This is a genomic window from Streptomyces sp. NPDC001381 (assembly GCF_042895685.1).
Classification (GTDB): Bacteria; Actinomycetota; Actinomycetes; order Streptomycetales; family Streptomycetaceae; genus Streptomyces.
On record NZ_JBIAWO010000003.1, the window covers coordinates 970,094 to 984,579 of the forward strand.

Sequence of the window (14,486 nt, forward strand, 5' to 3'; positions counted from 1 at the left end):
CGGCGGCGGGGCCCGGGAGGGGCCGTCCGCCCGCCGCGCTGCCGTCCGGACGGCTCAGCCGTCTCAGACGGTGCCGCTGTCCGCGATGGTGACCTTGGCCGAGGTGCGGCCGGACTGGCTGCCGAGGCCCTCGATCGTCTTGACGACGTCCATGCCCTCGACGACCTCGCCGAACACCACGTGCTTGCCGTCCAGCCAGGAGGTCACGATGGTGGTGATGAAGAACTGGGAGCCGTTGGTGTTCCGGCCGGCGTTGGCCATGCTCAGCAGACCCGGCTTGGTGTGCTTGAGCTGGAAGTTCTCGTCCTCGAACTTCTCGCCGTAGATGCTCTTGCCGCCGGTGCCGTCGCCCCGGGTGAAGTCGCCGCCCTGGAGCATGAAGTCCGGGATGACGCGGTGGAAGGAGGAGCCCTTGTAGCCGAAGCCGTGCGCGCCGGTGGCCAGCTCACGGAAGTTGCGGGCGGTCTTGGGCACGACGTCGTCGAACAGCTTGAAGACGATGCGCCCCGCGGGCTCGTCGTTGATGGTGATGTCGAAGTAAACGTTCTCGCTCATGGGCCCCATGATTCCTCGCTTCGGCCGGGTTCCGGTAATCGGCACGGCCGGTACGCGCGCAGGGGGGCGTGACCAGCCCTGGGCGGGGGCACTGTGCCGGGCCTCCTCCCGGCAGTCCTCCCGGCAGTCCTCCCGGCAGTCCTCCCGGCGGTCCTCCCGGGTCGGCGGTGTCGGGCTCGTGCGGGCCGGTCGTCGCGAGAACGGTGGGTGAACGCCGGGGCAACGGCTCTGCCCCGGCGGGTGTCCCCGCGGCTCTTCAGGCGGGGGCGGGGTGGCGGACAGCCTCGTGGGATGCACGCACAGCGGCAGCACGGCGACGGCGAGCAGCGGCGGCCGGGGGTTCCGGCGCGGACCGTGCCGGTGGCGCGCGGCACCGCGGGAGCCGGAAGGGACGGGGACGGTCCGGCCGGCCTGCTGGCCCTCCAGCGCGCGGCCGGGAACCGGGCCGTGACGGCGACGGTCCAGCGGATGCTGCGGGAGGAGACGGAGGCGGGCGCTCCGGCGGGCGCGCGCACGCCTCCCGCCGACGAGGCGGCCCTGCGGGTGTCCACCGATCCCGACGCGGTGATCGTCCGGCTGTCGGCGTCGCTCGAAGAGCACGCGATCCAGAAGAAGCGGAAGTTCAACTTCTGGGAGCCGCACAAGAAGTGGCCCGAGGACTGGCTGCCGGACAAGCACCGGTTGCGGTGGGTGCTGGAGCGGCGGCTGGTCCTCGGGGAGATCTTCCGGCCGGAGGAACTCCGGGACATCGAGGTCCTGTCGGAGCGGCGTCCGGCCTGGCTGAACAGTGTGGGCATCGGCACCAGGGCGGAGGGCGAGCGGATCGCCGCCGGCACGAAGGGCTCGCAGGAGCACGCCGACTACTCCGACTGGCTGCGGCTCAGCCCGGGGCGGCGCGTCCTCGCCGCGACGATCGCCTTCCAGACGCAGCGGCCGGGCCGGGGCGACCCGGTCCCGAACAATCCGGCGTACACCCTGGGCCGGTTCATGCGGGCCCAGGGGCTGCCGCCCGACCATCCCGAACGGCTGGCGCTGGAGGCCGAACGGGACGAGCAGATCCGGGAGACGGCCGTCGACACGCTGTTCCCGGAGGGGGTGCGCGACGACCAGCGGCACGAGTCGGCCGCCGACCACGCGACGGAGGACATGAAGGCGAAGGACGCCTTCGCGCGGACCATCCTCACCAACGTCCTGCTGGTGCTGCGCCACGGTCTGCAGTACGCCCGGAAGGACGGCCACGTCGACTACCGGGAGGGCGACGTCGTCCGGGCGCTGGCGCACGGCGGCCGCGTCAACATCCGCGTACCGGCCCTGCGCGACGGGGAGAGCCCGCACCAGCTGCTCGACTTCCTCGGCGCGACCCGGAACGGCGTCCCCCACGAACAGGCGGTGCACCGGGGTTTCGCCACCCACCGCTCCTCCATCGGCAGGAACAGGGACGGTGAGCCCGGCCGTTTCGAGGAGAAGGGCGGCGTCGGGGCGTCGCTGACGAACATGGCCTCGACGTTCCTCCCCGGCGTGGCGACCCCGCTGATGCTGGCGGCCGACCTCGCGGGCGGCGGCTTCGGAACGAGGGACTGGAACGGCGACGTGGTCCTCCCCAACGGCTCCTACGGCCACATGCTCCTGGTCTTCGCCGCCCCGACGGCGGACAAGGACGGCTCTCTCCTGGTCGGCATCGAGACGATCGCCCCCCACGCGGCCAGCCCTGTCGGCTACCACCACGGCATCCGCTCCACGGAGGCGACCGCCAATCCCGAGTCCGTCCTGCACGGCCACAAGCAGGACAAGATCGGCACCGGCAAGATGAAGGCCAACCAGCGCCTGGTGGACCTGGGAAGGACGGGCGGCGAGAACTGGCACACCTTCCTCGAACAGCTCCGGCACGACTGGCTGGCCGAACTGGAATCAGCGAAGAACACAGCAGAAAAGCGCAAGCTGTACGGGGAGTTGGTCGGACCGCGGAAGTGAACCCCGTGGCGGCGGGCGGGCTGAGCGGGTCAGCGGGTGTAGAGCTCCTCCACCTGGGCCGCGAAGTCGCGCAGGATGGCCTCTCTGCGGAGTTTCATCGACGGTGTCAGGTGGCCTTCCGTCTCGGTGAAGTCGGACGGCAGGACCGCGAAGCGCCGGATGGACTCCGGTCTCGACACCAGCTTGTTGGCTTCGTCGACCGCGCGCTGGAGTACGGCGTTCAGCTCCTCGTCGCCGATCAGCAGCTCCGCCGGGACGGGGTGTTTGCCGTTCATGGTGCGCCAGTGGGTGAGGCCGTCGGGGTCGAGGGTGAGGAGGGCGGAGACGTAGGGGCGGCCGTCGCCGAGGACCATCGCCTGGGAGATCAGGGGGTGGGAGCGCAGCCAGTTCTCCAGGGGTGCGGGGGCGACGCTCTTGCCGCCCGCCGTGATGATCAGTTCCTTCTTGCGGCCGGTGATCGTGAGGTAGCCCTCGTCGTCGAGTTCGCCGATGTCGCCGGTCGGCAGCCAGCCGTCGGGGGCGGCGGGGACGACTCCGCCCGCCGCCGGGTCCCAGTAGCCGCGCAGCACATGGTCGCCGGCGATCAGGATCTCGCCGTCGGCGGCTATGCGGATCTTCGTGCCGGGGAGCGGCCAGCCCACCGTGCCCAGGCGGGGTCTGAGCGGGGGCGTCACCGTGGAGGCTCCCGTGGTCTCGGTCAGGCCGTAGCCCTCGTAGATCTCGATGCCCGCGCCGAGGTAGAAGGAGGACAGGCGGCGGCCCAGCGGGGAGCCGCCGCAGATGGCGTGGCGGACGCGGCCGCCCATCGCGTTGCGGAGCCGGCGGTAGACGAGCGGGTCGTAGAAGGTGCGGGCGGCGCGCAGGGTGGCGCCGGGGCCGGAGCCGGTGCCGGTCTTCTGCGCCTCGATGCCGTCGCCGTAGCGGCGGGCCACGGACACGGCCCGGTCGAAGGTCGACAGGCGGCCGCCTGCCTCGGCCTTCGCGCGGGCCGTGTTGAAGATCTTCTCCAGCATGTAGGGGATGGCCAGCAGGCAGGTGGGTCTGAAGGCGGCCAGGTCCGGGAGCAGGTCCTCGGCCTTCAGGCTGGGCGCGTGCCCGAGGCGGACCCGGGCGCGGAGGCAGGCGATGGCCACCATCCGGCCGAAGACGTGGGACATGGGCAGGAAGAGGAGGACGGAGAGCTCCTCGTCCTTCGACTTGAAGACGGGGTAGAGGAGTTCGATCGCGTTGTCGACCTCGGCGAAGAAGTTGCCGTGGGTGAGCGCACAGCCCTTGGGGCGGCCGGTGGTGCCGGAGGTGTAGATGAGGGTGGCGAGGGTGTCGGGCCCCAGCACCCCGCGGCGGACGGCCACTTCCCCGTCGGGCACATGCCCGCCCGCCTCCGCGAGCCGTTCCACATGGCTCTTCTCCATCACCCACAGGTGCCGCAGGTCGGGCAGCCGGTCCAGTTCGGGGCCGAGGGCGGCGGCCTGGGCCACCGACTCGGTGACGAGGGCGACGGCGCCGGAGTCCTGGAGGATCCAGCGGGTCTGGAAGACGGAGGAGGTGGGGTAGACGGGGACGGTGACCAGGCCGGCCGCCCAGGCGGCGAAGTCCAGCAGGGTCCACTCGTACGTCGTGCGGGCCATGATGGCGATCCGGTCGCCCGGCATCAGCCCCTCCGCGATCAGCCCCTTGGCCACGGCGTGCACCTGGGCGGCGAAGCGTTCCGCCGTGATGTCCGTCCAGGTGCCGTCCGGTTCCTTGCGGCTGAGGGCCACCGCCCGGGGCGCGGCGGAGGCGTTGTCGTAGGGCAGGTCGGCGAGCGAGCCGTGGGTGACCGGCTGGGCGAACGCCGGTACGGACGCCTCCCGTACGACGCCGTCCAGCCGCCGGGTCTCCGGTTCCACAAGGGCGGGGGGAGTGTCGTCGAAGTCGGCGGAGGTGGGGTGGGGCGTGGACACGGGCGGCTCCCTGGGCGTGCAGCGCGACAGAACTGCTTGCTGCATGACGTACGTGCCTCGACGGTGGAGGCGTTCACCGGGATGGCCCTGAAGAAAGGGGTTACCACCGGTTAGGTAGGGGATCGTACGGCGTTGGCGTGGGGGGCTTGTGCGCGTTCGGGGATGATCCGGGGTCGGGGCTGTGCAACCTCGTGGATGATGTGAGGGCCGTTCAGTTTCCCCTGGTCGCAGGGGGATCCGGCCCCCCGTCACGCACGTTGCGGCCCGGTCGTCAGACCCGTTCCAGCACGGCCGTCACCCCCTGGCCGCCCGCCGCGCAGACCGAGATCAGGCCCCGTCCGGATCCGCCGCGTTCGGCGAGCAGTTTCGCCAGCGTGGCGACGATCCGCGCGCCGGTGGCGGCGAACGGGTGCCCGGTCGCCAGGGACGACCCGGCCACGTTCAGCCTGTCCCGGTCGACCGGCGCCAGCCCCTGCTTCTCCCAGGCCGCCAGCGTGGCCAGCACCTGGGAGGCGAACGCCTCGTGGACCTCCACCAGGTCGAAGTCCTCGATGCCGAGACCGGTGCGCTCCAGCATGCGCGGGACGGCGTACGCGGGGGCCATCAGCAGCCCGTCCTCGCCGTTCGCGACATCGCCGTGGACGAAGTCGACGGCGGCCGTCTCGTACGCGGTCAGGTACGCCAGCGGTTCCAGGCCCCGGGTCTCGGCCCACTCCTCGGAGGCCAGGAGGACGACCGCGGCGCCGTCCGTCAGGGGTGTCGAATTACCCGCCGTCATCGTGGGGTCGGGGCCGTCGGTGCCGAACACCGGCTTCAGCGCGGCCAGTTTCTCCACCGTCGAGTCCGGGCGCAGGTTCTGGTCGCGGGCGAGGTCGCGGAAGGGGACGACCAGGTCCGTGAAGAAGCCCCGCTCGTACGCGGCCGCCAGCCGCTGGTGGCTGGTCGCCGCCAGCTCGTCCTGGGCCTCGCGCCCGATGCCCCAGGCGCGCGCGGTGACCGCCGCGTGCTCGCCCATGGACAGGCCGGTGCGCGGCTCGGCGTTGCGCGGGACGTCGGGGAGGAGATGGCCGGGGCGGATCTGCGCGAGGGCCTTGAGGCGGGCGCCGGTCGACTTGGCGCGGCGGGCCTCCAGCAGGATGCGGCGCAGCCGGTCATTGACGCCGAGCGGGGCGTCGCTCGCGGTGTCGGCGCCGCCGGCGATCGCCGACTCGGTCTGGCCGAGGGCGATCTTGTTGGCGGCGGCGATGATCGCCTGGAGCCCGGTTCCGCAGGCCTGCTGGATGTCGTAGGCGGGGGTCCGCGGGTCGAGTTTCGAGCCGAGGACGGTCTCGCGGGTGAGGTTGAAGTCGCGGCTGTGCTTGAGGACGGCGCCCGCGACGACCTCGCCGACGACTCCGGGCACGTCGAGCCCGTAGCGCGTCGCGAGCCCGTTCACCGCCGCGGTCAGCATGTCCTGGTTGGAGGCGGTGGCGTACGGGCCGTCGGAGCGGGCGAAGGGGACCCGGCTGCCGCCGACGACCGCGACGCGACGGGCGCGCGGGGGTTCCAGGGCGGGCTTGCGCGCGCCTCTCAGGTAGGTCACCTTCGACGGCTCCGAGGTACTCATCTCGACCTGCTCCTCACCCTTGACCTAGACTTACCCCCGGTAACCTTACTCCGGAGTAAGCAATTTTTCATTGGCGCCGAGCCCGTGGGAGACGAGACGAACATGGCCGACCGCTATCTGGGTTTCACCGCCACCGCACCCGGACGCTTCCTCACCCGACGGCTCGGCCTTCCGCAACCGGCGGCGCTCAGCCGCTGGTCACCCGAACAGCCCTCTCTCACAGGCACCTTGCTTCACCTTACGGCCGGCACGTCCACGCTCGGCCTCGCGCCGGTCCTGGCCCGCGCGGGGCTCCCCCTCGGCACCGCCGACCCCGCCGCCGTCGTCCTCGACGCGACCGGCGTCCGTGACGTCGACACCCTCGCCGAGGTGCACGCCGCCCTGCACCCCGTCGTGCGGTCGGTCGCGACGAGCGGCCGGATCGTGCTGCTGGGCTCGCCCCTGGACGCCGACGACGACCACCACCGGGCGGCCGTGCAGCAGGCCCTGGAGGGGTTCACCCGCTCGCTCGGCAAGGAGATCGGGCGCGGGCGGACCGTGAATCTCGTACGGCTCACCGACGCGGCCGCCGCCGAGTCGACCCTGCGCTTCCTGCTCTCCCCCAAGTCCGCCTACGTCAGCGGCCAGGTGATCGAGGTGGGCGCCGGACAGCCCGGCGAACCCGGCGACCGGGAGCGCCCCCTCACCGGCCGCACCGCCCTCGTCACCGGCGGCGCGCGGGGCATCGGCGAGGCGGTCGCCGAGACCCTGGCCAGGGACGGCGCCCAGGTCGTCGTGCTGGACGTGCCGCAGGCCGAGGCGGACGCCCGCCGGGTCGCCGAACGGCTGGGCGGGCGGGCCCTCGCGCTCGACATCACCGCCGCCGACGCCGGCGAGCGGATCGCCGCCGAACTCCCCGACGGGCTGGACGTGCTGATCCACAACGCGGGGATCACCCGGGACCGGCGGCTGGTCAACATGCCCGCCGACCGCTGGAGTTCCGTGCTCGACGTGAACCTCGCGAGTGTGCTGCGCACCACCGACGCGCTGCTCGCCAAGGGCACCCTGCGGCCGGGCGGCCGGATCGTGGCGACCGCATCCATCGCCGGGCTCGCGGGCAACGCGGGGCAGACGAACTACGGCGCGAGCAAGGCGGGCGTGGCCGGGCTGGTCCGCGCCCTCGCCCCGCGCGCGCTCGCCGGGCACGGGGTCACGGTGAACGCGGTCGCGCCCGGCTTCATCGAGACGCGGATGACGGCCGCCGTGCCGCTGTTCATCCGGGAGGCGGGCCGCCGGATGAACTCCCTCGCCCAGGGCGGGCTGCCGGCCGACGTCGCCGAGACCACCGCCTGGCTCGCGCATCCGGCGTCCGGGGCGGTCAACGGGCAGGTCGTGCGGGTGTGCGGCCAGAGCCTGCTGGGGGCGTGATGACCACTCTCGCCTCCGCGCCCGCCCTCGGCCCGCTGCTCGCCCGCGGGGCCCTGCGCTCCCCCTTCAAACGGCCGCGGGCCGCCGTGGGCTTCACCGGCGACCGGCTCGTCCTGCCCGGGCTGCGGGTCGACCTGGCCCGGCTCGCGGCCTACGAGAGGGTCTGCGGCTTCCCCACCGGCGACGACGCCCTGCCGCTGACGTACCCGCACGTGCTGGGGTTCCCGCTGGCCATGAGCATCATGAGCGGCCGGGACTTCCCGCTCCCGCTGCTCGGCCTCGTCCACACCTCGATCGAGATCACCCGGTACCGGGCGCTCGCGGCCACCGGGGTGTACGAACTCGCCGTGCGCGTCGGCCGTCTGGCCCCGCACCGGCGCGGCACGGAGGCGTTCGTGGTCACGGAACTGAGGGAGTCCGGCACCGTCGTATGGGAGTCGACGAGCACCTACCTGGCCCGGCACCCCACCGGTTCCGCGGCCTCGCCCCCGCCGCGGGAGCCGGAGGAGGATCCCGTCCCCCTCCCCCTCCTCGACGAGTGGCGGCTCGCCGCCGACGTCGGCCGCCGCTACGGGGCCGCCTCCGGCGACCGCAACCCCATCCACCTCCACCCGCTCACCGCCCGCCTCTTCGGCTTCCCCCGGGCCATCGCCCACGGCATGTGGACGGCCGCCCGCTGCCTCGCCGCCCACGGCACCCCGCCGGCCGTCCGGGCCCGGGCGGAGTTCCGGGCACCGGTGCTGCTGCCGGGCACGGTGACCTTCGCCTCGGACGGCACCCGGTTCGAACTGCGGAGCGTCGGGGAGACGTCCTCCCGACTCCACGTCACCGGACGGGTGACCCGGCTCTAGGGGGTGTTTCGAAAGTCCGGGTACTGTGCGGGACTTTCGAAACACCCCCTAGCCGCAGCACCGGATCCCACCGCACGAAGCGATCCGCCGACCGACGCCGCCGCAGGCAGCAGGCACGGGCCGCCGGTCTGGTCTCAGGCTCCCGGCGTGGCCCGGCGGGCGGGCCCGGGACCCGGCGCGGGCCGCCGGCCGGGTCCAGGCCCCGGCACGGCGGCCGGGCCTCAAGCTCCAGGTGCGGGCCGCCGGCCAGGCCCCCCGCGCGGGTCGGCAGGCGGGCTCAGGGCTCCGGTGGGGTCCAGTTGTGGCCCTCCATCAGGTTGCCCAGGCCTGCCCAGGCGAAGTTCATCAAGGTCGCCGCCGACTGGCGGGCCGTGACGCCGTCGGTGGCGTTGGCCCAGACGGCGAGGGACTCGGCGGCGCCGACGAGGGCCTCGGCGAGGCCGGCGACCTCGCGCTCGGGGAGGTCGGGGTCGAGCGGGGTCCCGCCGCTCGCGCAGGTCCGGGAGTGGGAGGGTGCCTCGCGCGCCGCGACGGCGATCAGGTGGGTGACGAACGCGACGATCTCCTCGCGCATCGCGGCGGCCTCGGCGGCGAACGTCTCGCCGTGCGTGCGGGCTTGGAGGTGCACGACGGACCAGGCGTGCGGGTGGGCCGCGGTGTGCGCGAAGAACGCCAGCAGGCCGTCCCACAGCCGGCGGTCGGCCGGCAGGTCGGTACGGACGCCGGAACGCACCGCGTCCACCAGCGCTCTCGCCTCGCGCCGGATGCACGCGGTGAACAGGTCTTCCTTGGAGTTCAGGTACAGATACACCAACGGCTTGGACACGCCCGCCAGTTCGGCGATCTCGTCCATGGACGCGGCCATGTACCCCCGCCGCCCGAAGATCTCCACGGCGGCGTCCAGCATCTGCTGCTCACGGACCGCACGCGGCATCCGCTTGGTCTTCACGGCACCCATGGGGCAAGCCTAGTTGGACCGGGCGGGAGTGAACTCCGTCAGGAGGCCTGGCTCTGGGCCTGACCCTGGGCGGACCGTCCCTGCGCCTCGGCGGAGTCGACCGCCTCGTCCTCCTGGGAGCGGTTGGCGTCCAGGTTGGCCTTCATCCGGTCCACCCGCCGCACGACGTTCGCCGAGGCGCGGTCGCGCTCCTTGCGCAGGACGACGAAGCTGATCGGCGCGGAGACCACCAGCGCGAGCAGGACGACCCACATGCCGTTGGAGTCGCCCAGGCCGCGCGGCAGCACACCCGAGTAGACCAGGCCCCAGACGACCACGAGGCAGCCGGCGAAGACGCCGAGGCGCATCAGTGTGTAGCGGAGCATGTCAATCCACTCTTCCGTTTCCAAAAGGGGCCGTCGTCCAGTGAAGCACGGCGGGCTCCCGATCTCGCAGCCGCCCCCGCGGCCCGCCTCACGTCAGCGGCAGCAGCAGGACGACGTCGTCGCGGTCGTCGCCCGGGGCGACGCGGATGGCGCCGGGGATCCGGCCGACCTCCTTGTAGCCGCAGGAGCCGTAGAAGCGTTCCAGACCGAGTCCGCCCCGGCAGGAGAGCCGGATCGCGTCGATGCCGGTGAAGCCCCGGGCCGCGTCGGCGGCCGCCGCCAGCAGCTCCCGGCCGTACCCCTGACCCTGGTACCGGGGGTGCACCATCACCGTGTAGAGCCAGACCCAGTGCTTCTGCAGCCGGTGCGTGTTGAAGGAGAAGAAGGCGGTCGCGGCGACCCCGCCCGCCTCGTCGTGTCCGACGAGCAGCCGGTGACGGCCCTCGGCCATCGCCGCGAGGTGCCTGACCAGCTCGGGCCTGATCTCGTCGCGTGTCACGGGCGCGACGAAGCCGACGGCTCCCCCGGCGTTGGAGACGTCGGTCCACAGGTCGAGGACGCCGTCCCGGAGGGCGGGGGTGACGGCGGGGTCGAGCGTGAAGGTAAGGACCATGCAGGGATCGTAGCCATTACAGACGGGTCCGCGCCGCCGCTTTTCCCCCGGCCCTACGCCAGGGCCCGCGCCGCCACCTCCAGATCCGCGACCAGCCCCCGGTAGGCGGCCTCGCGGTCGTCGGCGCGCAGGACGGACGACGGGTGGACGGTCGGCACGAGCCGCTCGCGGCGCCCGTGGATCTCCTCCTCCAGGACGGTCCCGCGCACCTCGGTCACCCGGAACGACGACCCCAGCAGCGCCTTCCCGGCCGTGGCCCCCAGCACCACGACCAGCTCGGGCTCGACGACCGCCGGCTCGGCGGCGAGCCACGGCCCGCACGCCGCCGCCTCCCGCAGGGTGGGCGCCTGGTGGATCCGGCGCTTGCGCGGCTCGGCCCGCGTGAACTTGAAGTGCTTGACGGCGTTGGTGACGTACGCCTCGCCGGCGTCGATGCCGGCCTCCGCGAGCGCCCGGTCGAGCAGCTTCCCGGCGGGGCCCACGAAGGGCTTGCCCTGCCGGTCCTCCTGGTCGCCGGGCTGCTCGCCGACGAGCATCACGCGGGCGTCGGCCGGCCCCGCGCCGAACACCGTCCGCGTGGCGTCCCGGTGCAGGGGACAGCCCCGGCAGCCGGCCGCCGCCCTGCGCAGGGCGGTCAGTCCGCCGTGGTCGGGAACGAACGGTTCCGCGGTGCAGGCGTCCTCAGGCGCCCGGGTGGCCACCATGGAGCCCGGGTACCCCCACGGAGGCGCGGACCCACGTCACACCACTCACCACGAGCCGAAACGGGCCGGCACGGGCAGCCATGCCCCTGCGGGCCGAAGTGAGCAGCGGTGGCGCAGCCCGCCGACGCGGGCAGCCATGCCACCGCGAACCGACACGGTCAGCGACGCCACCGCCGGCCGACGTGAGTGGCCACGCCACCGCCGGCCGACGCTGTCAGCCGTGCCATCGCGGGGCTCACGGGCGCGCACCCAGGCGGCACCGGCCGCGCGACCCGCCCCCCGGCCCCCTTGCGGCCCACTCACGGCCCGCGTCGCCCGGCCGACACAACCCGCCCCGGCCCGCCGCCACACCGGCGTCACGCGCCGTCACAACCCGCCGGGGCCCCTCGTCACACCCGCATCGGCTGCGGCGACTCCCTGCGCGCCGGGTCCGGGCCGTCGTACTCCCGGATGATCTCGTACCGCGTGTTGCGCTCCACCGGGCGGAAGCCGGCGTCGCGGATGAGGTCGAGGAGGTCCTCGCGGGTCAGCTTGTTGGGGGTGCCGTAGTTGTCGGCGTCGTGAGTGATCTTGTACTCGACGACCGAGCCGTCCATGTCGTCGGCGCCGTGCTGGAGGGCGAGCTGGGCGGTCTGGACGCCGTGCATGACCCAGAAGACCTTGACGTGCGGGACGTTGTCGAAGAGCAGGCGGGAGACCGCGAAGGTCTTCAGGGCCTCCGCGCCGGTGGCCATCTGGGTCCGGGCCTGGAGACGGTTGCGGACCTTGCCGTCCTGCATGTCCACGAAGTCGTGCTGGTAGCGCAGCGGGATGAAGACCTGGAAGCCGCCCGTCTCGTCCTGGAGCTCACGCAGCCGCAGGACGTGGTCGACGCGGTGGCGGGGCTCCTCGATGTGGCCGTAGAGCATGGTGCAGGGCGTCCTGAGCCCCTTCTCGTGCGCCAGCCGGTGGATGCGGGACCAGTCCTCCCAGTGGGTGCGGTGGTCCACGATGTGCTGCCGGACCTCCCAGTCGAAGATCTCGGCGCCGCCGCCGGTCAGCGACTCCAGACCGGCGTCGATGAGCTCGTCGAGGATCTCCGAGGCCGACAGACCGGAGATCGTCTCGAAGTGGTGGATCTCCGTCGCCGTGAAGGCCTTCAGGGACACGTTCGGGAGCGCCGCCTTCAGCTCGCGCAGCGACCGCGGGTAGTAGCGCCACGGCAGGTTCGGGTGCAGGCCGTTGACGATGTGCAGCTCGGTGAGGTTCTCGCTCTCCATCGCCTTGGCGAGCTTGACGGCCTCCTCGATGCGCATGGTGTAGGCGTCCTTCTCCCCCGGCTTGCGCTGGAAGGAGCAGTACGCGCAGGAGGCCGTGCACACGTTGGTCATGTTGAGGTGCCGGTTGACGTTGAAGTGGACGACGTCACCGTTCTTCCGCGTCCGCACCTCGTGCGCCAGGCCGCCCAGCCACGCCAGGTCGTCCGACTCGTACAGCGCGATGCCGTCCTCGCGGGTCAGCCGCTCTCCGGCCCTGACCTTCTGCTCCAGCTCGCGCTTGAGCCCGACGTCCATGGGGGTCACACCTTTCTCCGACGACTCCGCCCCACCGTACCCCCCGCCCTTCGGCCGGGCGGCACCCCCGTACAGCCCCGGAACGGGCCCGGGTCGTGTCCCCCCTAGACCTCCTCGGGAAGCTCCCCCACCCGGTTCTCCCACTTGGTGGAGAGCACGATGGTGGTACGGGTCCGGGAGACGCCCTTGGTCCCGCTGAGCCGCCGGATGATCCTCTCCAGGCCGTCCACGTCGTTCGCCCGCACCTTGAGCATGAACGAGTCGTCGCCGGCGATGAACCAGCAGTCCTCGATCTCGCTGAAGTCCTTCATCCGGTTCGCCACGTCCTCGTGGTCGGCGGCGTCGGAGAGGGAGATGCCGATGAGGGCGGTGACGCCGAGGCCGAGCGAGGCGGCGTTCACCGTGGCGCGGTAGCCGGTGATGACTCCGGCGGCCTCCAGCCGGTTGATGCGGTCGGTGACGCTGGGTCCCGACAGGCCGACGAGGCGTCCCAGCTCCGCGTAGGAGGCCCGGCCGTTCTCCCTCAGGGCCTGGATGAGCTGCCTGTCCACCGCGTCCATGCGAATCGAAGCCTTCCGATCAAAGTTCCCGAAGAGATGAGAGGTACTGCGACGTGCTCAGATGACGCTCACGTGGCCCTGGTTCCGTTCGCGCCGCCCAGTTCGCCCTCCCACCGGCGGTAGAGCCCGTGCGCGACCCCCGCCGCGTCGAGCACCCGTCCGGCGACGAAGTCGACCAGGTCCTGGATGTGGGTGGCGCCCGCGTAGAAGGCCGGCGAGGCGGGCACGACGCTCGCGCCGGCGTCGTCGAGCGCGACGAGATGCCGGAGCGTCTGTCCGTTCAGCGGGGTCTCGCGCACGGCGACGACCAGCCGCCGCCGCTCCTTGAGCGTCACGCTCGCGGCCCGCTGGAGCAGGTCCTTCGACAGACCGAGGGCGACACCGGCGACGCAGGCGGTGGAGGCCGGGACGATCAGCATCCCCTTCACGGGGTACGACCCGGAGGACGGTCCCGCGGCCAGGTCCCCGGCGCCCCAGTACCGCACCCGGTCGCCGCTGACGTCCGCGTCGAAGGCGTCCGGCTTCCCGTCGGCTCCGCGCGCGAGCCATTCGCGCAGGTCGTCCCGCCAGTGCGCGTCCCGGAAGGAGATCCCGGTCTCGTCGAGCAGGGTGAGCCGCGAGGCCCGGCTGACCACCAGGTCGACGCTCTCGCCCCCGGCGAGCAGCGCCCGCAGCACAGCGGCGGCATACGGCGTACCGGACGCCCCGGACACCCCCACGATCCAAGGCACGCGCTGCGTTTCTCCTGCGTTCACACCTTGAGCGTACCGGTGAGCGGAGAGGTCTTCAGGACCGGCCGGGAGCCTTCGGATCGACGGGGAGGTGAGCGGTCGGGATCGCGAGCTTGCCGAGCGGGGAGTCGACGGTCAGCTCGGGACCGTAGGCGATCGTGTCGCGGCCGAGGTAGCCGTCGGAGCCGGGGTTCCACATCGTCACGACGTGCCCCTGGAGCGGGTCGAAGATCAGGTAGTTGGCGATTCCCCGGGAGGCGTACCAGCGGGGCTTGACCTCGTAGTCACGGCGGACGCTGCCCTGGGAGACGACTTCGACAACCAGCTCGATGAGATCGGGCGGATAGGCGCCCTTGTTCTTGGCAGCCTCAGGGGCAGGGATGACCGCCAGGTCGGGGCAGAACTCGTTGTCGTCGTCGAAGGGAAAGGCCACATCGCTGACGAAGTCCCACTCGGGACCCAGCAGGGCCTCGAGGTCGTTCCACACCAAGCGGATGGTCTTGGCGTGGTGGGGCTTGACCGGACTCATCATGATGTTGCCCTCGACAATCTCCATGCGATAGCCGGGGAACATGTCCTCGAACCGGCTGAGCTGCGAGTGCAGGCGGTCAAGGTCCGAGACGGTCACGGTGGCCTCCCTGGGGTCCTGCCCTCGATGGTAGGCCGCAC

14 protein-coding genes are annotated in these 14,486 nt (G+C 72.4%); 3 read left to right on the forward strand and 11 right to left on the reverse strand.

All coding sequences use genetic code 11. The features are described from left to right. Positions 1-63: 63 nt before the first annotated feature. Positions 64-555 (reverse strand): peptidylprolyl isomerase, encoded by a 492-nt coding sequence (locus tag ACFY2L_RS18045; protein WP_390658010.1) that lies wholly within the window; start codon positions 553-555, stop codon positions 64-66. A gap of 291 nt (positions 556-846) precedes the next feature. On the opposite strand from ACFY2L_RS18045, the gene ACFY2L_RS18050 reads away from it, so the two are divergent. Beyond that, positions 847-2,526 carry a PE-PGRS family protein gene (locus ACFY2L_RS18050; RefSeq protein ID WP_390822757.1) on the forward strand — a complete coding sequence of 560 codons (1,680 nt, stop codon included), beginning with the start codon at positions 847-849 and terminating at the stop codon, positions 2,524-2,526. A gap of 29 nt (positions 2,527-2,555) precedes the next feature. Here the strand turns inward: ACFY2L_RS18050 and ACFY2L_RS18055 are convergent, their stop codons facing one another. Together ACFY2L_RS18055 and ACFY2L_RS18060 are read right to left on the reverse strand one after the other, a co-directional pair. Continuing rightward, positions 2,556-4,469, reverse strand: a complete 1,914-nt coding sequence (locus ACFY2L_RS18055; protein WP_390822758.1) for an AMP-dependent synthetase/ligase — start codon at positions 4,467-4,469, stop codon at positions 2,556-2,558. Between the two features lie 271 nt (positions 4,470-4,740). Then, a complete protein-coding gene (locus ACFY2L_RS18060) occupies positions 4,741-6,075 on the reverse strand; it encodes an acetyl-CoA C-acetyltransferase (protein WP_390658007.1) in 1,335 nt (444 codons plus the stop codon). Positions 6,076-6,177: 102 nt separating this feature from the next. Here ACFY2L_RS18060 and ACFY2L_RS18065 point away from each other — a divergent pair, with 102 nt between their 5' ends. Both ACFY2L_RS18065 and ACFY2L_RS18070 read left to right on the forward strand, forming a co-directional pair. After that, positions 6,178-7,482: a 3-oxoacyl-ACP reductase gene (locus ACFY2L_RS18065; RefSeq protein ID WP_390822830.1), complete on the forward strand. Its 1,305-nt coding sequence runs from the start codon at positions 6,178-6,180 to the stop codon at positions 7,480-7,482. Beyond that, positions 7,482-8,333: a MaoC family dehydratase gene (locus ACFY2L_RS18070; RefSeq protein ID WP_390822759.1), complete on the forward strand. Its 852-nt coding sequence runs from the start codon at positions 7,482-7,484 to the stop codon at positions 8,331-8,333. The genes ACFY2L_RS18065 and ACFY2L_RS18070 overlap by 1 nt, the downstream gene beginning before the upstream one ends. A gap of 277 nt (positions 8,334-8,610) precedes the next feature. On the opposite strand, the gene ACFY2L_RS18075 is transcribed toward ACFY2L_RS18070, so the two are convergent. From ACFY2L_RS18075 to ACFY2L_RS18110, 8 genes are all read right to left on the reverse strand, one after another. Then, positions 8,611-9,291 carry a TetR/AcrR family transcriptional regulator gene (locus ACFY2L_RS18075; RefSeq protein ID WP_390658005.1) on the reverse strand — a complete coding sequence of 227 codons (681 nt, stop codon included), beginning with the start codon at positions 9,289-9,291 and terminating at the stop codon, positions 8,611-8,613. A gap of 38 nt (positions 9,292-9,329) precedes the next feature. After that, complete coding sequence (locus tag ACFY2L_RS18080; RefSeq protein WP_390658004.1) at positions 9,330-9,656, reverse strand: DUF4229 domain-containing protein; 327 nt, start codon at positions 9,654-9,656, stop codon at positions 9,330-9,332. 88 nt (positions 9,657-9,744) lie between these two features. Beyond that, a complete protein-coding gene (locus ACFY2L_RS18085; protein WP_390822760.1) occupies positions 9,745-10,269 on the reverse strand; it encodes a GNAT family N-acetyltransferase in 525 nt (174 codons plus the stop codon). Positions 10,270-10,322: 53 nt separating this feature from the next. Continuing rightward, on the reverse strand, positions 10,323-10,973 hold the full coding sequence (locus ACFY2L_RS18090) for a UdgX family uracil-DNA binding protein (protein ID WP_390822761.1): 651 nt from the start codon (positions 10,971-10,973) through the stop codon (positions 10,323-10,325). 389 nt (positions 10,974-11,362) lie between these two features. Further along, positions 11,363-12,526, reverse strand: a complete 1,164-nt coding sequence (mqnE, locus tag ACFY2L_RS18095; RefSeq protein ID WP_390822762.1) for an aminofutalosine synthase MqnE — start codon at positions 12,524-12,526, stop codon at positions 11,363-11,365. A 104-nt stretch (positions 12,527-12,630) separates the two neighbouring features. Beyond that, positions 12,631-13,086, reverse strand: a complete 456-nt coding sequence (locus ACFY2L_RS18100; RefSeq protein ID WP_390658000.1) for an Lrp/AsnC family transcriptional regulator — start codon at positions 13,084-13,086, stop codon at positions 12,631-12,633. Between the two features lie 68 nt (positions 13,087-13,154). After that, positions 13,155-13,817: a UbiX family flavin prenyltransferase gene (locus ACFY2L_RS18105; RefSeq protein WP_390658484.1), complete on the reverse strand. Its 663-nt coding sequence runs from the start codon at positions 13,815-13,817 to the stop codon at positions 13,155-13,157. A gap of 55 nt (positions 13,818-13,872) precedes the next feature. Next, on the reverse strand, positions 13,873-14,445 hold the full coding sequence (locus tag ACFY2L_RS18110) for a Uma2 family endonuclease (protein WP_390657999.1): 573 nt from the start codon (positions 14,443-14,445) through the stop codon (positions 13,873-13,875). Between the last annotated feature and the right edge of the window lie 41 nt (positions 14,446-14,486).